Here is an 18390-nt window from a genome sequence, read left to right as displayed (position 1 = left end):
GCCGTGGACCCCATCATGCCCGCTCCCGCTCCGTCCGCCGTCTCGCTGAGCCGCTACCTGATCGAAGAACAGCGCGCCGGCCGCATCAGCGCCGACCTGCGCCAGCTGATCGCCGTGGTGGCGCGCGCCTGCACTAGCATCTCCATCGCGGTCAGCAAGGGCGCGCTGGGCGGCGTGTTGGGCGACGCCGGCACCGGCAACGTGCAGGGCGAGGCGCAGAAGAAGCTGGACGTGCTGAGCAACGACATCCTGCTGGAAGCCAATGCCTGGGGCGGCCACTTGGCGGCGTGCGCATCGGAGGAAATGGACCACAGCCAGCCGATCCCGGACGCTTACCCACGCGGCGGCTTCCTGTTGCTGTTCGATCCGCTGGACGGCAGCTCGAACATCGACGTCAACGTCTCGGTCGGCACCATCTTCTCGGTGCTGCGCTGCCCGGACGGCGTGACCACGCCGGGCGACGAGCATTTCCTGCAGCCGGGCCGCGAGCAGGTGGCCGCCGGCTACTGCATTTACGGCCCCAGCACGATGCTGGTGCTCACCACCGGCAACGGCACCCATGCGTTCACGCTGGACCGCGAGCAGGGCGCCTTCGTGCTGACCCAGCGCGACATGCGCATTCCCGAGGAGACGAAGGAGTTCGCCATCAACATGTCGAACCAGCGCCATTGGGAAGCGCCGATGCAGGCCTACGTCGGCGACCTGCTCGCCGGCAAGGAAGGTCCGCGCGGCAAGGACTTCAACATGCGCTGGATCGCCAGCATGGTCGCCGATGTGCACCGCATCCTGACCCGCGGCGGCATCTTCATCTATCCGTGGGACCGCAAGGACCCGGGCAAGGCCGGCAAGCTGCGCCTGATGTACGAGGCCAACCCGATGGGCATGCTGGTCGAACAGGCCGGCGGCGCGGCCAGCACCGGCCGCGAGGACATCCTGTCGCTGCGCCCGACGCACCTGCACCAGCGGGTGCCCGTGTTCCTCGGTTCGAAGAAGGAAGTCGAAGCGGCGGTCGGCTATCACCTGGCCCACGACACGGCGGCCGCCTGACCCGCGGCGCGGCGGCTAGAATCCGGCCATGACGCCGAATCCGCACGCCGCCGACTTCATCGAGGTCTATCACGACGCCCTGGATGCGGCGACCTGCCGCGCCATCGTGGAACGCTTCGATGCCAGCCGGCAGGACCAGCCGGGGCAGGTCGGCGGCGGCCACCATCCCGAGCTCAAGCACAGCCGCGACATCAGCATCAGCGGGCTGGCCGACTGGCGCGACGTGGAACAGCGCCTCAACCTGGCCGTGCTCGCCGGCCTGAAGCAGTATCTGCGCACGTATCCCTTCAGCCTGATCGCGCCGCTGATGCTGCAACAGCCGGGCGCCGACGGGCAGTTGCACCGGCTCGGCTACGAAGATGTCGCCAGCATGGACGACGATGCGCTGATGCGGTTGATCATGGCGGTATTCGTGCCGGGCCGGATCAACCTGCAGCGCTATCCCGCCGGCGAAGGCGGTTATCCGTATTGGCACTGCGAGCTGTTTCCGAAGGGCGCGGATGCGGAGCCGCTGCATCGCCACGTGTTGTGGACGCTCTACCTCAACGACGGGTTCGACGAGGGGGAAACCGAGTTCTTCCACCAGCAGCGCAAGATAGCGCCGCGCACCGGCAGCCTGCTGATCGCACCCACCGCATTCACCCACACGCATCGCGGCAACCGCCCGGTGGGCGGGGACAAGTACATCGCGACCAGCTGGATCCTGTTCCAGCGCGCGGAGCGGCTGTACGGCGGACGTTGAGCCATCGGCTCAGGCGGTCCTCTGCTGCGCCTCGAGGTTGCGTCCCCCACCGTGATCTTCCAGCGCCTGCACCATGGCCTGTCGTCGCAACGCGCCGTTATCGCGTCAGAACAGCTCGCCCTGTGGCGACGCCACGCGCGGCGGAATGAAGCGCGTGCAGTCGAACGGCGGATGGCGACGCCCTTCGAAGCCGTAGCGCTTCAACGCCAGGCCGAAACGCCGCGCCAGCAGGTCGGCATACACGCCCTCGCCGCGCAGGCGCGTGCCGAACCGACTGTCGTAATCCTTGCCGCCGCGCAGCTGCTGTACGGTGCTCATCACGTGCGCGGCACGGTCGGGCAGGTGGGTCTGCAGCCAGTCGCGGAACAGCGGCGCGACTTCGTGCGGCAGGCGTAGCAGCACGTAGCCTGCCGCAGAGGCGCCGGCATCGCGTGCCGCTTCGAGCACCGCTTCCAGCTCGTGGTCGTTCACCCAGGGGATCACCGGCGCGAACATCACGCCGACCGGTACGCCCGCGTCGCTCAGCCGCCTCACCGCCCTTAGCCGGCTATGCGGTGCGGAGGCGCGCGGTTCCAGCCGCGAGGACAGGCCGTTGTCGAGCGTCGTGATGGAAAAATAGACGTGCACCAGACGCTCGCGCGCCATCGGTGCCAGCAGATCCAGATCGCGTTCGACCAGCGCGTTCTTGGTGATCAGCGAGACCGGGTGCTTCGTCTCCGCCAACACCTCCAGGATGCGGCGGGTCAGTTGCAGCTTCCGTTCCGAAGGCTGGTAGGCATCGGTGTTGATGCCCAGCGAAATCGGGCTGGGCTGGTAGCCGCGCTTGGACAGCTCCTTGCGCAGCACTTCCGGTGCGTTCGTCTTGGCGTAGATCTTGGTCTCAAAATCCAGCCCGGGCGACAGGTCGAGGTAGGCATGCGACGGGCGCGCGAAACAGTAACTGCAGCCGTGCTCGCAGCCGCGGTAGGGATTCAACGATTGCTCGAACGGGATGTCCGGCGACTGGTTGCGGGTGATGACGCTGCGCGCCATCTCCTCGCGCAGTTCGGTCCGGGGTGCCGAGGCAATGTCGCCTTCGGTATCGGCCTCGTGCCAGCCGTCGTCCACCGTCTCCGGCGTGGTCACGGCGAACCGTCCCGGCAGGTAGCCGGTGGAGCCTCGTCCCTTGATGCCGGGGTGCCGCGTCGTCGCCATGCGGCGAGCTTACGCCCACGTCGTCGCAGCCGCCGCGACGACGCATATAGAATCGCGGGATGCGCGAACACCTCACCGCCTTGTGGGACATGATGGCCTCGGTGCCGAACCTGCAGCTGTGGGTTACGGCGGCCTGGCTGCTCTACCTGGTGCCCTTGTGCGCCTGGATCATCCTGCAGAAGCGCGAACCCGTGGCCACGCTCAGCTGGGTGCTGTCTCTGGCGCTGCTGCCGTATGTGGGCTACGCGATCTACTTCCTGCTCGGACCCCAGCGGATCAAGCGCCACCAGCTGCGGCGCACGCGTTCACGCGAAGGCCTCGAAAGCTACGAGGTGTTCGCGCCAACCGATGGCAACAGTGCGGAACTGCCGATGCTGGCGCAGAAGACGACCGGTCTTCCGCCGTCCACCGCCACCTCGGTGCAACAGCTCGTCGATGGCTGCGACACCTACCAGGCGATCCTGGATGCGATCGCTCAAGCGGAGAACCACATCCACCTGGAGTACTACATCTTCAACGGTGACCGGACCGGCCGGCGCGTGCTGGAAGCGCTGACCGCCAAGGCGCGCGAAGGCGTGGCGGTGCGGCTGCTGCTGGATGCGGTGGGTTCCAACCGGCTACGCAAGCGCGCACTGGGGCCGCTGGTCGAAGCCGGCGGCGAGTATGCCTGGTTCCATCCGACCAGGTTCCGGCCCTTCACCCGACCGTGGCTCAACCTGCGCACGCATCGCAAGATCGTCGTCATCGACGGTCGCATCGCCTTCACCGGCGGCATCAACGTCACCGACGAAGAGGACGAATCCCTGCGCGATGACGCGTACCGGGACCTGCACCTGCGGCTGGAAGGCGAGATCGTCCGCAGCGTGCAGCAGGTATTCGTCGAAGACTGGGTCTATGCCACGGGCCAGCAGCGCAAGGATTTCCAGGGGACGCGGCTGTGGAGCGCGAGCGATGCGAACGTGCAAGGTGGCATCGCCGCGCAGGCGCTGGTGTCCGGCCCGGACTCGGCGTGGGAACCGATCCACCGCATCAAGGTCGCGGCGATCCATGAAGCAAGGAAGCGCGTCTGGCTGGTCACGCCGTACTTCGTGCCCGGCGAGGCCGCGCGGATGGCCCTGACATCGGCCGCGCTCGGCGGACTAGACGTGCGGTTGGTGGTGCCCAAGGTCAGCGACTCGCGCCTGGCGACGCTGGCGGCGCGGTCCTACTTCGACGAACTGATCGCCGCGGGCGTGAAGGTGTACGAGTACGGCCCGCGGATGATGCACAGCAAGGCGCTGCTCTGCGACGACGCACTGGCGATCATCGGCAGCGCCAACTTCGACCACCGCAGTTTCCGCCTGAACTTCGAGATTTCGATGATGTTCCGCGACCGCGGTGTGGCTGGCACGCTGGCGCAATGGCTCGAAACGGAGATCGCGGCCAGCGAGCCGGTGCGGGTACAGCGCGACCGTTCGCTCTGGCGCCATCGGCTGCCCGAGGCACTGGCGCGGCTGATGTCGCCGTTGCTGTGAAGCAGGGCGTTTTTTGGCCCGGGGTGGAGGCGGTAAGATGCGCCCACCAAGCCCCGGGGGTGGACGATGCACTGGCTTTTCCTGTTGATGGCGCTCGCGAGCATGGTCATCGCGATGCGCACGACATCGATGGCACTGATGGTGATCCTGATGCTGGCCTCGCTCGCCCTGTTCATCGCCTGGATCGTGGGCTGGTATGGCCGGCGCATCGGCGACAGCAGCCGCGACCAGTCGACGATGATCGATCCTGCCGAACTGCGCCGCCTGCGCGAGATGGCCGAAGCCCGCCGCAACGCCTCGGTGCCACCCGCCGAGCCGCCTGGCGTGTGAGCTGCGGACCAAGGACGGCGCCATGACCCTGCTGAGTGTCAACGTCAACAAGATCGCCGTGCTGCGCAACTCGCGCGGCGGCAGCGAGCCGGACGTCGTGCGCGCCGCGCGTACCTGCCTGTACGCGGGCGCCCATGGCATCACCGTGCATCCGCGCCCGGACCGGCGCCACATCCGCCCCGACGACGTGCTTGCGCTGGCCGCGCTGACCGACGAAAGCGGCGTCGAACTGAACATCGAAGGCAACCCGTTCGCCCCGCCGCGCGAGGGGTATCCCGGCTTCATCGCCCTGTGCGACGCCGCGCGCCCGGCCCAGGCCACGCTGGTTCCCGACGGCGACGGGCAGATCACCTCGGACCACGGGTTCGATTTCGCCCGCGACGGCGAGCGTCTAGCGCCGCTGATCGCGGAACTCAAGCGGCTCGGCTGCCGCGTCAGCCTGTTCGTCGATGCCGGTTGCGAAGGCCTGGAGACCGCGGCGCGGATCGGCGCCGACCGGATCGAAATCTATACGGGTCCGTTCGCGGAGGCGGCCGCGCGCGGCGATGCGTCCCTCGCGCTGGCCCGGTGCCTCCGGACCGCGCGCGAAGCGCAGGCGCTCGGTTTGGGCGTCAACGCGGGCCATGACCTGAGCCAAGGCAACCTGGAAGAGTTCCTCGAGCATGTGCCCGACGTGCTGGAGGTGTCCATCGGCCATGCGCTGATCGGCGAGGCCCTCTATGCGGGCCTGCAGCGCACCGTGCAGGCCTATCTGGCGATCCTCGACGACGCGACAGCGGCGGCCGCACACCGCCGCTGAGTGCGACGCCGCGCGTCAGTCGCGCATGACGATGTTGCGGATGCCGCTGGCCTCGGCCTGCGCCAGTGCGCGCACCAACTGCTGGTACTCGGCACCATCGACCGCTTCGACCTGCAGCACGGTCTTGGGATCCGAGATACGGGCGTCTTCCAGCTGGCGGCGCAATCCCTCCAGCGTCACCGGCCTGTCGTCCAGGGTGTAGGCGCCCGCCAGCCCGACTTTCAGGACGAGGTCGTTCGGCGGATTGGACGGCTCCCCATCGACGCGCTGGGGAAGGAGGGTTTCGATCGGCCGCGACAGGAGCGGGGCCGTGACCATGAAGATGACCAGCAGGACCAGCATCACATCCACCAGTGGCGTGATGTTGATCTCAGCCAGTTCCGTACGACCTGCAGGAGCGGAGAACGCCATCGCACACCTCCTTATCGTCGGGGATACGGCGCCGACGCTACGCCCGTCCCCGGCGGGCCGCAAGGGGCGGCGGCGCGCCGGCAGACGTAGCCGTTGTGTCGGCGCAAAGAAAAACGCCGCCCTGAAGGGCGGCGTTCAAAGGTATTGCGCGTCAGGGTTACTGCACGAAACCGATCTTCATCATCTGCGCGTTCTTGGCAGCGGCGAGGACCTTGGCCATCACGTCATAGTGCGCTTCCGACTTCGCTTCGATGCGCAGCTCCGGCTGGTTGGTCGGGTCGCGCTGGACCTCCTGTTCCATCCGCTGCTGCAGGTCGGCCACGCTCACCGGACTGTTGTTCCAGTAAATCGTGTTGTCGGCCTCGATGCGCAGGTCGATCGGCGGCGGCGGCTCGCGCAACTGCGGTGGCGGGTTGATCACGCGCTGCGGCAGGGCCACCTCGATCGGATACGTCATGATCGGTGCGGTCACGATGAAGATGATCAGCAGCACCAGCATCACGTCCACGAGGGGCGTGACGTTGATGTCGGCCATGGGGCCCTTGCTTCCACCACTACTGAATGCCATGGCTTACTGCCCCTTCTCTTTCGTGGCCACGTAGCCGATGTCCAGCATGCCCTGGCTCTGCGCAATCTTGGTGACGTCGGCGATGGTGCCCATCTTCGTCGTCTTGTCGCCACGCAGGTTGAGCTTGGGCTGCGGCTGCAGCTGGGCAGCACTGGACAGGCGGGACTCCAGGATTTCCTTGGAGACCGGCTCATCGCCCCAGAACAGATCCCCGTTCTCCTTCACCGAAATGGTGATGGGCGGGGTCTTCGGCGCTTCCTTCTCCTTGTCCTGGACAAGGTTCGCCTCGGGCAGTTCGATCTTCACCTTATGCGACATCAGCGGCGCCGTGATGATGAAGATGATCAGCAGCACCAACATCACGTCCACGAGGGGCGTGACGTTGATCTCGGCCATGGGGCCACCGCTATTACCACTACTGAAAGCCATGACGGGCTCCGTCTAGAACGTTGCGTTGACTACTTGTACCGCCGGCTCAGCGAACGCGCGAGCCGGTGGCGAAGAAGTCGTGCAGGTCGTGCGCGAACGTGTCGAACTTGGCGATGACGGCCGCGTTCGTCTTGCTGAAGAAGTTGTAGGCGAACACGGCCGGGATCGCGACGAACAGGCCGATGGCGGTCATGATCAGCGCTTCACCCACCGGGCCGGCAACGGCGTCGATCGAGGCCTGGCCGGTCGCACCGATGCGGATCAGGGCGCCGTAGATGCCCCACACCGTACCCAGCAGACCCACGAACGGCGCGGTCGCACCGACGGTGGCGAGCAACGTCATGCCGCCCTGCAGGTTGGTGCTCTCACGGGTGACGGCCTGGCGCAGGGCGCGGTCCACGAATTCCGAGCGGCTCAGGGTCTCGCCCGAACCTTCCGAACGCTGGTGGTGGGCGGCAGCCTGAGCGGCGTCCAGGGCGATCTTGGAGAACGGCTCGTTCTTCGGCTGTTCTTCCATCAGGCGGATGGCGTCCTGCGCGTTCGGGGTTTCCCAGAAGGCGCTGGTGACGCGGTCGGCCTGGCCCTTCAGGCGGGTGCTGCGCAGCACGTTGATGACCGTCCAGTACCAGGACATGGCGGACATGATGACCAGGGTGAGCAGCACGACCCAGGAGACGATGAACTCGCCGGGCTTGCTGAGCATTTCGCTGATCATGTGCTCGAAGCCCATTTGCGACAGGGCATTCGCGGCGTTGGTGCCCCCGGCGGCGGCGGCGAAAAGGGTTTCCTGCAGCATGACGCTTACCTTTATATAAGTGTTGATTGAGGGTGGTGCGGGTGACGAACGAAACTGGGGACGAGAGCGGCGACCGCCCTCAACCGCCCATGTTGAAATCGACCGGGACGCGGACGCGACCGGCGGCCTTCTGGCCATTGACGACCGACGCGTTGAAGCGCCACTTGCGGGCCGCTTCCATCGCCGCGCGATCCAGATCGCGGTTGCGGCTGGACTTCTCCACCGACACGTTGGTCACGTTGCCGTTGGCGTCCACGTCGATGATCAGGATCACCGTGCCTTCGATACCGGCGCGCGCGGCGGCGGGCGGGTAGCGGGGCGGATTCATGTTCTTGGACGAGATGTCCACGCTGGCGCCGATGTCCGGCGTCGGCGCCGGCGGGGCCGGGGGCGACGGCGGGCTGACGATGTCGGTCGGACGCGGCTCGGCGATATCGACCGGCGGCGCCTCAGGCGGCGGCGGCAGCGGGGTGGTCTTCGGCGGCGCCAGGTTCTTGACCGGCGGCGGCGGCGTGTCCTGCTTCGGCGGCGGCGGCGGCGGCGGCGGGGGAGGCGGCGGGGCGTCGACGATCACCACGGAGGTGCGGCGCTCCTGCTCCTTCTCCGCCGGCGGGGCGACGGCCGGAATCAGCAATGCGAGCAGCGCCGCTGCGTGCAATGCGATCACGAAGGCAATACCGATGATACGGGGCCAGTTGAGGCTGGTGTCCTCTTCTTCTTCCCGGTACCTGTTGATGACCAGTTGTTCAGCCATGCGCCAATTAACTCAAGGTTGATACGGGCACCGAGGCGCCTCGTTAGTTCTGGGCCCTGCCGGCGAGCTTTTCACCGGCGGAACCCCCAGCTTATACCAATCCGGCTGCCCGGTGCCATCACCCGTATGGATTTTTGGCCTTCGGTGTCACGAATTCCCGTTACGGGAGCGCGATGATCTTCTTCGCGTCTTCCGGCTTCTTCAGACCTTTCTCCAGCGCGGCCCGGGCAGCCACCTTGGCTTCCGGAATGCGTCCCTCCTGCCACAGGACTCGGGCGAGGTTGAGGTAGGTGTCGCCGTTGGTGCCCAGCGGCGCGGCCTTCTGCCAAGCCTCGATCGCCTGCGGGATCTGCTCGGAATAGTAGTAGGCCTGGGCCAGGGCGAGCTGGGTCTGGAAGTCCGGCTTCAGCAGGCCCTTCTGCAGGCCTTCGTTAACGACGGAGATGACCTCCTTCTCCTTGCCGTCCATGTTGGCATAGGTAATGAAGAGCTGCTTGTAGTCCTTCTCCTCGGTCATAAGGCCGGACGCGCGCATCTTCTCCAGCACGGCCGCCGCCTTGGCCTCCTGCTCGGAGTTCAGATAGATGGTGGCCAGGTTCATCTGGGCACGCTTGTCGTTGGGCGACTTGGCCGCCAGCGCTTCGGCGACCTTGAGGGCTTCAGCGGTTTGGCCGGCTTCCTGATAGCAGACCATCAGGATCTGGGTCCAGTTGTCGACCTTGTCGTCCGGGCTGGTCGAGGTTTCGATCGCCTGCTTCAGCGGCGGGATGCAGTCGGCATAACGCTCGGCCTGGTAGAGGTACTGACCCTTGAAGGCGAGGTCACCCGGGCGCTTGCTCTTGGATTCGGCGAGGTACTTGTCCAGCGTGGCGAAGCCATTGGTGTAGTCGTCCTTTTGCAACTGGAGCTGCGCCAGCTGCAACTGCAACTGGAAGTGCTGGTTGTTACCCAGTGCGTTGGAATCGATCGCTTGCTTGAGGTAGCGCTCCGCAGCGGCCTCGTCGTTGTCGTTCATCGCGACCTGCGATGCGATCTGGGCAGCGAGGGCCTTGTCGTATTCGTTGGCCGATTCGTTGGAGAGGATCTCGTCGGCCAAACCGCGCGCGGTCGCATACCCCTGTTGGGCCTTGGCCTCGTCGTCCTGTTCGAGAGCCTTGTTATAGGCTTCGATCAGCTTGTTGAGCTTGGTCTGGACCTTGGGAGAACCCTTGCCCTTCGGCTCTTCACGCGTGGCGTCCGGATAGAGCGCTTCTTCCTTCTTCTGCTCGCCGCGGCGAGCCGCTTCCGCATCGAACGATGCGACACCGCCGGCGAATGCGCCGAGCAACGCGAGGCTGAGCAGGGTGGTCTTGGGGGTCAGGAGCTTCATGTCAAACCTCGTGGGGCCTTGCGGGAGATTGCGGTTGCACCCGCCGCGTGCGGGGCCGGCAAAACTAACAGAAACCGAGGTGGGGCGGATACCGTTGCGTGTGCTGCTCCGCAGCAATACCAGACCGTATCAGCCGCATTTCGGTGTGTTTCCGGCCTTCCTGGCCGCCTCGTAGGTGGGAACGAGGGAAGGCGCGTCGCGATCAAGCTCACGGATGCGGTTCGCGGGGTCGGGATGTGTCGACAGCCATTGCGGCGATCGGCCACCGCTGGCAGCCATCATGTTCTGCCACAGACCGACGGCCTGGCGCGGGTCAAAGCCCGCCTGAGCCATCAGGCGCTGGCCAACGATGTCGGCTTCGCTTTCCTGTTCCCGCGACCCCGGCAGCAGGAACACGGTCTGCGCCGTCATGCCGCCGATTTGGTTGGCCGTGTTGGCGGCGTTCTGGCCATAGCGCGCACCCAGCAATGCGCTGATCACGCCGACACCTGTCTGCGCGCCCATCTGGCGGGTGATGCGCTCTTCATGGTGACGTGCGATGACATGGCCGATTTCGTGGCCTAGCACGGCCGCCAGCTGATCCTGGTTCTTCGCCACCTTGAAGATGCCGGTGTTCACGCCGACCTTCCCGCCCGGCAGTGCGAACGCATTGGGTTCGTTGTCAGTGAAAAGCGCGGTTTCCCATGCCACGCTGCGCTGGTCTGGCGGCAACTGGCGCACCAGAGCGTTGACCACGCAGGTGACATAGCTGTTCTGACGGGCGTCCTTGCTGAGGGTTTCCTTCGCCTTCGTCTCAGCGAAGGCCTGGGCGCCGAGTTGGTTGAGTTGCGCCTGGGAGACGCCGCCGACCATCTGCGTCCGCCCAGTGGGTGACGTGGTGGTCGCGCAGGCGGTTGCGCCGAGCGCGATCGCCAAAGCCAGGATATGAGGTTTCATGCGCGCCCCCTGCAACGGTGTAGACGGCAGGAGTCTGGAGAAGCACATCTTAAACTTTCGTCAATCACACTAACCCTGCGCACCGCCGTACACCTGCAGGACAGCGAGCGCTAGCGCGTTGTTCAGGATATGCGCCCCGATCGGCGCCCACAGCGTACCCGTCGTGCGGTAGACCGCCGCAAACACGGCCCCCATGCCGGCGTAGACCGCGATCAGGAAAAGCGTGCTGGCGGCCGGCTTGCCATTAAGGCCGGGCATCTCGTGCACCAGGGCGAAGATCACGCTGCTCAGAAGCAAGCCCAGCACCGGCCAGCCCGCCTGCCAAAGCCGGCCGAACAGGACGCGGCGAAACAGCAGTTCTTCGTACAACGGCGCCAGGACCACGGCGAAGAACGCCAGGAAGACCGGATACCGGGCGAACCCGGCTTCAATCAATTCCAGATTGCTTGGAGTGAGATCGAGCCCGAGTGCGCGTCCCGCAGCGGTCAGCAACGTGCTGAACAGGAACGTTGTCACGCCGGCCAACAGGACCAGCCACCAGGTTCGGAGACGTCGTGTCGCCGCGCGCGAACGGGACCGCTCGACAGGCGTCGCACCACGTCGCCAGAAATACAGCACCAGCGCGGTGCCCCCAGTGCTGACGAGCGTCAGCACGATCAGGAACAGCACGGGCGGCGTACCTATCTGAGCCTGCATCCGCGCGACGTCGAGCGCGCCGCCGCCTTGCGCGAGCTGCATGCCGCGCCAGGCGGACCATACAAACAGCCCCAGCATCATTGTGGAGAACGACAGGATGATCGCTAGCACGACATCGAGCGCGAACGCCGACAAGACGGCGCGCAGCGATGCGCTACCGCCGGCATGCGCCGGATCGTTCGGGCTGGTCGTCATCCGCGCGGCGTCACACGTCGAGGTTCGATACCTTGAGCGCGTTGTCCTCGATGAACTCGCGGCGCGGTTCCACCACATCGCCCATCAGCGTGCTGAAGATCTGGTCGGCAGCGACGGCGTCTTCGATGCGAACCTGCAGCAGGCGGCGCGTATCCGGATTGACTGTGGTGTCCCACAGCTGTTCCGGATTCATTTCGCCGAGGCCCTTGAAGCGCTGGATGCTGCGGCCCTTCTTGGCTTCTTCCAGCAACCATGCCTGCGCATCGGCGAACGTGGCCACCGGCTGCGCCTTGTTGCCGCGGACGACCTGCGCGCCCTCACGCACCAAGCCATGCAGCAGGGCGGCGGCTTCGCGCAGCGGGCGCAGTTCGCCGGTCTCGAACGCCGACAGCGACAACACCTGTACCAGCTCCTCACCCATGTGGCGGCGCGTGACCAGCAGCGCGGCAGGGCGTTGCTCAGTCGCCGGCTGCAGCGTCAGCGCATAGCGTGCGGTGCCGAGGCTGCCACGGTTGAGCTTGGCTTCGAGTGCGGCCAGTTCGTGCCGCTCGTCGATATTCTGCTGCAGGTGTTCGGCATCGAGCGGCGTGAAGTCGATCAGCGACTCCAGCAGCACCGGATCGTAGCGATGCGCGTTGCGCGCGATGGCGTCGCGCGCGGTGCTGAAGACCAGCAGCAGCTTCTCCAGCGCCTCGCCGGAAATCGGCGGTTCGCCGTTCGCCGGAATCAGTGACGCGCCTTCCACCGCGTTGTTCGCGAGGTAGACATTCAGCGCCGCGTCGTCCTTCAGGTAAAGCTCCTGCTTGCCCTGCTTCAGCTTGTAGAGCGGCGGCAGGCCGATGTACACGTGCCCTCGCTCGATCAACTCCGGCATCTGCCGGTAGAAGAACGTCAGCAGCAGCGTCCGGATGTGCGAACCGTCGACGTCGGCGTCGGTCATGATGATGATGCGGTGGTAGCGGAGCTTGTCCGGGTTGTACTCGTCCTTGCCGATGCCGGTACCGAGCGCAGTGATCAGCGTGCCCACTTCGGCGCTGGCGAGCATGCGGTCGAAGCGCGCGCGTTCCACGTTGAGGATCTTGCCGCGCAGCGGCAGCACGGCCTGGTTCTTGCGGTTGCGGCCCTGCTTGGCGGAACCACCTGCCGAGTCGCCCTCGACGATGAAGAGCTCCGACAGCGCCGGATCCTTCTCCTGGCAGTCGGCCAGCTTGCCGGGCAGGCCGGCGATGTCCAGCGCACCCTTGCGGCGGGTCAGGTCGCGCGCCTTGCGGGCCGCCTCGCGGGCGCGGGCGGCGTCGACGATCTTGCCGGCGATGGCGCGGGCTTCGTGGGGGTGCTCCTGCAGGAACTCCTCCAAACGTGCGCCGAATGTGCTCTCAACGACCGGCCTGACGTCGGAACTGACCAGCTTCTCCTTCGTTTGAGAGGAAAAGCTCGGATCAGGCACTTTCACCGACAGCACGGCGATCATGCCTTCGCGCATGTCGTCGCCGGACAGATTGACCTTGGCCTGTTTGGCGATGCCGTTCTGTTCGATGTAGTTCGTCAACGTGCGCGTGAGCGCCGCGCGAAAGCCGATCAGATGGGTGCCGCCATCCTTCTGCGGGATGTTGTTGGTGAAGCAGAACATCGTTTCCTGGTAGGCGTCGGTCCACTGCAGGGCGACCTCCACCGTGATGCCGTTCTGCTCACCGCTCACCGCGATCACATTCGGATGCAGCGGCGTCTTCAGGTGCGCCAGATGCTCCACGAAGCTGCGGATACCGCCTTCGTAGTGGAAGTCGTCGCGACGGCCTTCGCCGCGCTCGTCCACCAGCACGATCTTGACGCCCGAGTTCAGGAAGGACAGCTCGCGGAGGCGGCGGGCCAGAATGTCGTAGTGGAATTCCACGTTGCCGTGGAAGGCCGTCACCGACGGCCAGAAGCGCAGCGTGGTGCCGCGCTTGTTGGTGCTTTCGACCTGGGTCAACGGCACCAGGGCGGCGCCATTACTGTATTCCTGCCGATAGTGGAAACCGCCCTGGAAGATGTCCAGCTGCAACTTCTCGGACAGTGCGTTGACCACGCTAACGCCCACGCCGTGCAGACCGCCGGACACTTTGTAACTGTTGTCGTCAAACTTGCCGCCCGCATGCAGGACCGTCATGACTACTTCGGCCGCTGAAACCTCGCGTCCGAGCTTGGCGCTCATTTGTGCATGCTTGCCGACCGGAATGCCGCGACCGTTGTCGGAGACCGAGACCGACCCGTCCTCGTGGATCGTCACCGCCACATGGTCGGCGTGACCAGCCAAGGCTTCGTCGATCGAGTTGTCGACGACTTCGAACACCATGTGGTGCAGACCCGTGCCGTCGTGCACGTCACCGATGTACATGCCGGGGCGCTTGCGGACCGCCTCCAGACCCTCAAGAGCGGTAATGCTGTTGGCGTCGTACGTGTTGCCGTTCGGTGCAGAAGGGGTCGTTTCGTCGGTCATTCGCTTCGTGTCGGCTGCATGGCGGGCGCCGCGCCACCGGTCGGTGGGCGCATTGGGCACGCCAAGGGATCAAGGCGGAATTATAGCACTGGTGCGCACTTAGCCTTGTCTCAGGTGTTGACTTGACGCCCGATTGCGCCCTGTTCCACGTGGAACACCGCAGGCTGCACGCCGCTTTCGCTCAGACCCACAGGCGCTTCAGTACCCGTGATCAACACCTGGGCTCCACTGGCCAGCAGCCGCTCGAGGATCCGACGCTGATGGTGCCGGTCGAGCTCAGAAGCCAGATCGTCTAGCGCGATCACGGGCCACTCGCCGCGCCGACGGGCGAAATCCTGGGCCTGCGCGAACAGGCAGGACAGGGCCGTGAGCTTTGCCTGGCCCCGCGACAGGGTTTCGCGTTGGGGCAGGGCAGTGTAATCGATACGCCAATCGGCCCGGTGCGGCCCCACGGTGGTGTAGCCCGCCGCGCGGTCCCGCTCCCGGGCAAGCAGCAAGGCGTCGGACAACGACAGATCATGCCGTCGCCACCCGGGCTGGAACTGCAGGGAAGCCGCACCCAGCGAAGGTGCCAGCTCCTGAACGACGGAGACCACGTCGTTCTGGAGCGCGTCGAGATAGCCTTGACGGTGGGCGGTCAGCGGCTCGCCTGCTTCTGCCAACTCATGATCCCAGGCGTCCAGCTGGGCGCCCCCCACGCCGGCCTTGAGTAGGCTGTTCCGCTGCTTCAGCGCGCGGGCGTATCGTCGCCAGAGCGGGAGAAAGCCCCCCTCTCGACCCTGTTCCACGTGGAACAAGCCCCAATCCAGGAAACGACGACGCGGTTCGCCGCCGCCTGTGACCAGCGAATGGCTACCCGGTTCGAAGCTGATCACCGCCAAGGCTGCACATAGGTCGCCGAGCTGGGCCACATTCTCCCCATCGAGACGGCCGGTCCACGTCTGGCCGCTGTGCCGGAGGCCGGCACGACGCTGTCGACCCTGGGCGGCTTCCCGCCATTCGACGAAGACTTCGATCGCTTCCGTCCCGGTACGGATCAAGCCATCCCGTACGCGGCCCCGAAAGCTGCGTCCGTACGCCATCAGGTGCAGCGCCTCCAGCAGGCTGGTCTTGCCTGCCCCGTTGTCGCCGGTGATCAGGTTGATGCCCGGTGCGGGCGCCATCGAGACCTGGGAAAACCGCCGCAGGCCACTGGCTTCGAGGCGCGTCACCTCCACGAGGACGGCCTTGGATGAGCGATGAGGCTAGCGAATGAGGGGGCTCGGGCGTACAGCAGCGACATGTCGGCGATTCTAGCCTGCGAGGCCGTCCTGTCCGGCGGCTTGGAAGCCCTAAACGACATCGCCCGGCGCGGGCCGGGCGATCCGTTGTGTTCCACGTGGAACAAGGTCAGAGACGCAACGGCATCACGACGTGCCGGGACTTCTCGCTGCTGGCTTCGCGTACCAACGCCGACGAATTGGCATCACGCAGCTGCAGGACGATGTGCTCATCGCGCAGCGCCGACAAGGCATCCAGCAGATAGTTCACGTTGAAGCCAATCGCCAAGCCGTCGACCTTGGTGTCGGCCTCGATCTCTTCCTGTGCCTCTTCCTGTTCCGGATTGTGCGCACTGATTTTCAGTTGGCCCGGCGACACTTCGACCCGCACGCCGCGGTACTTCTCGTTCGAGAGGATCGCCGCACGCTGCAAGGCCGCGCGCAGGACTTCGCGATCCAGGCGCACTTCGCGGTCCGCACCGATCGGGATCACGGCGGCATAGTCCGGGAAACGGCCATCGATCAGCTTCGAGGTAAAGGTGACATCATCGCGCTTGACGCGAATGTGGCTGCGGCCGACCTCGAGCTCGAGGCTGCGGTCTCCACCTTCCAGCAGACGCTGAAGCTCCGTCACGCCCTTGCGGGGCACGATGATCTGGCGCTTGCCGACCGGTGCGCCCTCCAGCTGCGATTCGCAAAGTGCCAGCCGGTGGCCATCGGTCGCCACGCAACGCAGGGTGCGCTCACTGAGGTCGAACAACAGACCGTTGAGGTAGTACCGGACGTCCTGCTGCGCCATCGCGAATGAGGTGCGCTCGATCAGTTCCTTCAACGTCGCTTCCGGGACCTCGATCCGCTCGGTCGCTTCGACTTCGTCCACCGACGGGAAATCGTTGGCGGGGAGGGTGGCGAGCGTGAAACGGCTGCGACCGGCCTGCACGGTGACCTTGTCGCCGGTCTGGCTCACGGTGACCTTGCTGCCATCCGGGAGCGCGCGAATGATGTCGAACAGCTTGCGCGCGGGGATCGTGGTTTCGCCATCCTGCGCGTCATCGACGGCACTGCGGGAAATCATCTCCACTTCCAGGTCGGTACCCGTCAGCGAGAGCTGACCGTTCTGCACCTGCACCAGGAAATTTGCCAGGACCGGCAACGTCTGCCGGCGTTCGACCACGTTGACCACCTGGGCCAAGGGCTTGAGGAAAGCTTCGCGCTGCAGACTGAAACGCATGAGTGTTGGAGCCCCTTCGCTTTTGATTTTAGGACTAAAAACTTAAAAGCTGGTGGTGATGGTAGGGCCGAAATCGCGGGAGAACCCAACTAACACCTTGATTTTATTCGTCTTATACCACCCGAAACCCGGTGGACAGCATCCGGTGTAGCGGTGTGGGAACGTGTGGATAACTTTCGCTCGTGAAATCCTGCACATGTTGTCCACAACCGATCCTGCCGATTGTCCACGAAGTTATGCGTTGCGGCCGTCCCCGCCGTTCCCGACAATGGCGCCACGCCTCCACTGACCCGCTGCGGAGACGGGGCCTCACTCGCTGAGCTTGCGGATCAGCTTGTCCCAGTCCTCGCGCAGCTTGCCGTCCGCCTCCATGAGGGTGCGGATCTGGCGACAGGCGTGCAGCACGGTCGTGTGGTCACGGCCGGCGAACGCATCGCCGATCTCCGGCAGGCTGTGTTCGGTCAGTTCCTTCGCCAGGGCCATCGCCACCTGCCGCGGACGCGCCAGTGAACGCGTGCGCCGCTTCGACAATAGATCCTTGACTTGCAGACCGTAGTAGTCTGCCACGGTCTTCTGGATATTGGGGATGCTGATGGCTTGCTGCTGCGCGCGCAGCAAGTCGCGAAGGGTTTCCTGGGCGAAGTCCGTGGTGATCGCGCGCCCGGTGAAGTTGGCCCGCGCCGCCAGCGTGTTGAGTGCGCCTTCCAGGTCGCGCACGTTGCTGCGCATCTTCTTGGCCAGCAGGAACGCTACGTCGTCGGGAATCTGCGCCCCGCGCTCATGCGCCTTGGCCAGCACGATCGCCGCACGGGTCTCGAAATCCGGCGGATCGATCGCCACGCTCAGGCCCCAGGCCAGGCGCGACTTCAACCGCGGCTCCAAGCCCTCTACTTCGCGCGGATAACGGTCGCAGGTCAGGATGATCTGCTGGCGGCCGTCGAACAGCGCGTTGAAGGTGTGGAAGAACTCTTCCTGCGTACGGTCCTTGCCGGCGAAAAACTGGATGTCGTCGATCAGCAGCGCGTCGACCTGCTGGAAGCGGCGCTTGAACTGGTCCATCGACTTTTCGATCAGCGCCTTGGTCATCGCGCTGAAGAACTGCTCGCTGCGCAAGTACAGCACGCGCGCGGCCGGATTCTGGCGGCGCAGCTCGTTGCCGGCGGCGAACATCAGGTGGGTCTTGCCCAGACCGGTGCCGCCGTACAGCAGCAGCGGGTTGTGCGCGCGGTCGCCCGGCTTTTGCGCCGCCTGCCAAGCGGCGGCACGGCCAAGCTGGTTGCTGCGGCCTTCGACGAAGTTGTCGAAGGTGTAGTGGCTGTCCAGGTTGCCTTCAAACGGCTCCGTCGCAGCCACGACGCGCGCGCTGCCCGTACCCGCGGAGGTCGACGCCGCAGCCGGGTCGGCCGGTTTGTTGCGCGAACCGATTTCCAGGGAGACGTCGTCGTGTCCGGCAAAATGGTCGAGCAGTTCGCGGATGCGGCCGAGGTAACGCTCTCGGACCTGTTCCACGATGAAGGCGTTCGGTGCATACAACACCACAGCATTGCTGCGCTGTTCGGCCTGCAGGGGCTTCAGCCAGGTGTGTACGTCCTCGGCCGGCAATTCGGCTTCCAGGCGTTCGAGGCAACGGGGCCAGGCATCCAT

General features: G+C 65.5%; 18 protein-coding genes. 5 read left to right on the top strand and 13 right to left on the bottom strand.

The features are described 5' to 3' along the window. The first annotated feature begins 15 nt into the window (after window positions 1-15). Together AC23D6_RS00090 and AC23D6_RS00085 are read left to right on the top strand one after the other, a co-directional pair. On the top strand, window positions 16-1047 hold the full coding sequence (locus AC23D6_RS00090; protein ID WP_487750832.1) for a class 1 fructose-bisphosphatase: 1032 nt from the start codon (window positions 16-18) through the stop codon (window positions 1045-1047). Between the two features lie 28 nt (window positions 1048-1075). Continuing rightward, window positions 1076-1789: a 2OG-Fe(II) oxygenase gene (locus tag AC23D6_RS00085; protein ID WP_487750831.1), complete on the top strand. Its 714-nt coding sequence runs from the start codon at window positions 1076-1078 to the stop codon at window positions 1787-1789. Window positions 1790-1894: 105 nt separating this feature from the next. Here the strand turns inward: AC23D6_RS00085 and AC23D6_RS00080 are convergent, their stop codons facing one another. Further along, a complete protein-coding gene (locus tag AC23D6_RS00080; protein ID WP_487750830.1) occupies window positions 1895-2983 on the bottom strand; it encodes a PA0069 family radical SAM protein in 1089 nt (362 codons plus the stop codon). A gap of 59 nt (window positions 2984-3042) precedes the next feature. Between AC23D6_RS00080 and cls the strand changes: the two genes are divergently transcribed. From cls to AC23D6_RS00065, 3 genes are all read left to right on the top strand, one after another. Further along, window positions 3043-4497 (top strand): cardiolipin synthase, encoded by a 1455-nt coding sequence (gene cls / locus AC23D6_RS00075; RefSeq protein WP_487750829.1) that lies wholly within the window; start codon window positions 3043-3045, stop codon window positions 4495-4497. 66 nt (window positions 4498-4563) lie between these two features. Continuing rightward, a complete protein-coding gene (locus AC23D6_RS00070) occupies window positions 4564-4827 on the top strand; it encodes a hypothetical protein (RefSeq protein WP_487750828.1) in 264 nt (87 codons plus the stop codon). Window positions 4828-4849: 22 nt separating this feature from the next. Further along, window positions 4850-5626: a pyridoxine 5'-phosphate synthase gene (locus tag AC23D6_RS00065; RefSeq protein ID WP_487750827.1), complete on the top strand. Its 777-nt coding sequence runs from the start codon at window positions 4850-4852 to the stop codon at window positions 5624-5626. 15 nt (window positions 5627-5641) lie between these two features. Here AC23D6_RS00065 and AC23D6_RS00060 read toward each other — a convergent pair whose 3' ends face one another. The 12 genes from AC23D6_RS00060 to dnaA form a co-directional block, all read right to left on the bottom strand. Further along, window positions 5642-6037 carry an ExbD/TolR family protein gene (locus AC23D6_RS00060; RefSeq protein ID WP_487750826.1) on the bottom strand — a complete coding sequence of 132 codons (396 nt, stop codon included), beginning with the start codon at window positions 6035-6037 and terminating at the stop codon, window positions 5642-5644. Window positions 6038-6194: 157 nt separating this feature from the next. Further along, the gene (locus AC23D6_RS00055; protein ID WP_093489061.1) at window positions 6195-6605 is read right to left on the bottom strand and encodes an ExbD/TolR family protein; all 411 of its coding nucleotides are present in this window, start codon (window positions 6603-6605) and stop codon (window positions 6195-6197) included. A gap of 3 nt (window positions 6606-6608) precedes the next feature. After that, a complete protein-coding gene (locus AC23D6_RS00050; RefSeq protein WP_487750825.1) occupies window positions 6609-7034 on the bottom strand; it encodes an ExbD/TolR family protein in 426 nt (141 codons plus the stop codon). Window positions 7035-7080: 46 nt separating this feature from the next. Continuing rightward, window positions 7081-7830 carry a TonB-system energizer ExbB gene (exbB, locus tag AC23D6_RS00045; RefSeq protein WP_093293952.1) on the bottom strand — a complete coding sequence of 250 codons (750 nt, stop codon included), beginning with the start codon at window positions 7828-7830 and terminating at the stop codon, window positions 7081-7083. A gap of 79 nt (window positions 7831-7909) precedes the next feature. After that, on the bottom strand, window positions 7910-8584 hold the full coding sequence (locus AC23D6_RS00040) for an energy transducer TonB (RefSeq protein ID WP_487750824.1): 675 nt from the start codon (window positions 8582-8584) through the stop codon (window positions 7910-7912). Window positions 8585-8744: 160 nt separating this feature from the next. Beyond that, on the bottom strand, window positions 8745-9953 hold the full coding sequence (locus tag AC23D6_RS00035; RefSeq protein ID WP_487750823.1) for a tetratricopeptide repeat protein: 1209 nt from the start codon (window positions 9951-9953) through the stop codon (window positions 8745-8747). A gap of 129 nt (window positions 9954-10082) precedes the next feature. Continuing rightward, window positions 10083-10889 carry a M48 family metallopeptidase gene (locus AC23D6_RS00030; RefSeq protein ID WP_487752689.1) on the bottom strand — a complete coding sequence of 269 codons (807 nt, stop codon included), beginning with the start codon at window positions 10887-10889 and terminating at the stop codon, window positions 10083-10085. Window positions 10890-10958: 69 nt separating this feature from the next. After that, entirely contained in the window at window positions 10959-11720 is a 762-nt protein-coding gene (locus tag AC23D6_RS00025; RefSeq protein ID WP_487750822.1) for a CPBP family intramembrane glutamic endopeptidase, read from the bottom strand. 70 nt (window positions 11721-11790) lie between these two features. Further along, complete coding sequence (gene gyrB, locus AC23D6_RS00020; RefSeq protein ID WP_487750821.1) at window positions 11791-14256, bottom strand: DNA topoisomerase (ATP-hydrolyzing) subunit B; 2466 nt, start codon at window positions 14254-14256, stop codon at window positions 11791-11793. A gap of 110 nt (window positions 14257-14366) precedes the next feature. Further along, window positions 14367-15473 carry a DNA replication/repair protein RecF gene (recF, locus tag AC23D6_RS00015; RefSeq protein ID WP_487750820.1) on the bottom strand — a complete coding sequence of 369 codons (1107 nt, stop codon included), beginning with the start codon at window positions 15471-15473 and terminating at the stop codon, window positions 14367-14369. A gap of 172 nt (window positions 15474-15645) precedes the next feature. Beyond that, window positions 15646-16746: a DNA polymerase III subunit beta gene (gene dnaN, locus AC23D6_RS00010; protein WP_487750819.1), complete on the bottom strand. Its 1101-nt coding sequence runs from the start codon at window positions 16744-16746 to the stop codon at window positions 15646-15648. 309 nt (window positions 16747-17055) lie between these two features. Then, window positions 17056-18390 (bottom strand): chromosomal replication initiator protein DnaA, encoded by a 1335-nt coding sequence (gene dnaA, locus AC23D6_RS00005; RefSeq protein ID WP_487750818.1) that lies wholly within the window; start codon window positions 18388-18390, stop codon window positions 17056-17058.

This window comes from Pseudoxanthomonas sp. G3 (assembly GCF_057654715.1).
Note: the sequence above shows the minus strand (reverse complement) of the source record. Positions and strands in the feature narration are given on the sequence as shown.

Coding starts and splice junctions, on each gene's coding strand:
- AC23D6_RS00070 (WP_487750828.1), top strand. CDS start 4,564: ATGCACTGGCTTTTCCTGTTGATGGCGCTCGCGAGCATGGTCATCGCG.
- AC23D6_RS00050 (WP_487750825.1), bottom strand. CDS start 7,034: ATGGCTTTCAGTAGTGGTAATAGCGGTGGCCCCATGGCCGAGATCAAC.
- AC23D6_RS00085 (WP_487750831.1), top strand. CDS start 1,076: ATGACGCCGAATCCGCACGCCGCCGACTTCATCGAGGTCTATCACGAC.
- AC23D6_RS00065 (WP_487750827.1), top strand. CDS start 4,850: ATGACCCTGCTGAGTGTCAACGTCAACAAGATCGCCGTGCTGCGCAAC.
- AC23D6_RS00030 (WP_487752689.1), bottom strand. CDS start 10,889: ATGAAACCTCATATCCTGGCTTTGGCGATCGCGCTCGGCGCAACCGCC.
- AC23D6_RS00080 (WP_487750830.1), bottom strand. CDS start 2,983: ATGGCGACGACGCGGCACCCCGGCATCAAGGGACGAGGCTCCACCGGC.
- AC23D6_RS00055 (WP_093489061.1), bottom strand. CDS start 6,605: ATGGCATTCAGTAGTGGTGGAAGCAAGGGCCCCATGGCCGACATCAAC.
- AC23D6_RS00060 (WP_487750826.1), bottom strand. CDS start 6,037: ATGGCGTTCTCCGCTCCTGCAGGTCGTACGGAACTGGCTGAGATCAAC.
- dnaA (WP_487750818.1), bottom strand. CDS start 18,390: ATGGATGCCTGGCCCCGTTGCCTCGAACGCCTGGAAGCCGAATTGCCG.
- cls (WP_487750829.1), top strand. CDS start 3,043: ATGCGCGAACACCTCACCGCCTTGTGGGACATGATGGCCTCGGTGCCG.
- AC23D6_RS00040 (WP_487750824.1), bottom strand. CDS start 8,584: ATGGCTGAACAACTGGTCATCAACAGGTACCGGGAAGAAGAAGAGGAC.
- exbB (WP_093293952.1), bottom strand. CDS start 7,830: ATGCTGCAGGAAACCCTTTTCGCCGCCGCCGCCGGGGGCACCAACGCC.
- AC23D6_RS00090 (WP_487750832.1), top strand. CDS start 16: ATGCCCGCTCCCGCTCCGTCCGCCGTCTCGCTGAGCCGCTACCTGATC.
- AC23D6_RS00035 (WP_487750823.1), bottom strand. CDS start 9,953: ATGAAGCTCCTGACCCCCAAGACCACCCTGCTCAGCCTCGCGTTGCTC.
- dnaN (WP_487750819.1), bottom strand. CDS start 16,746: ATGCGTTTCAGTCTGCAGCGCGAAGCTTTCCTCAAGCCCTTGGCCCAG.
- gyrB (WP_487750821.1), bottom strand. CDS start 14,256: ATGACCGACGAAACGACCCCTTCTGCACCGAACGGCAACACGTACGAC.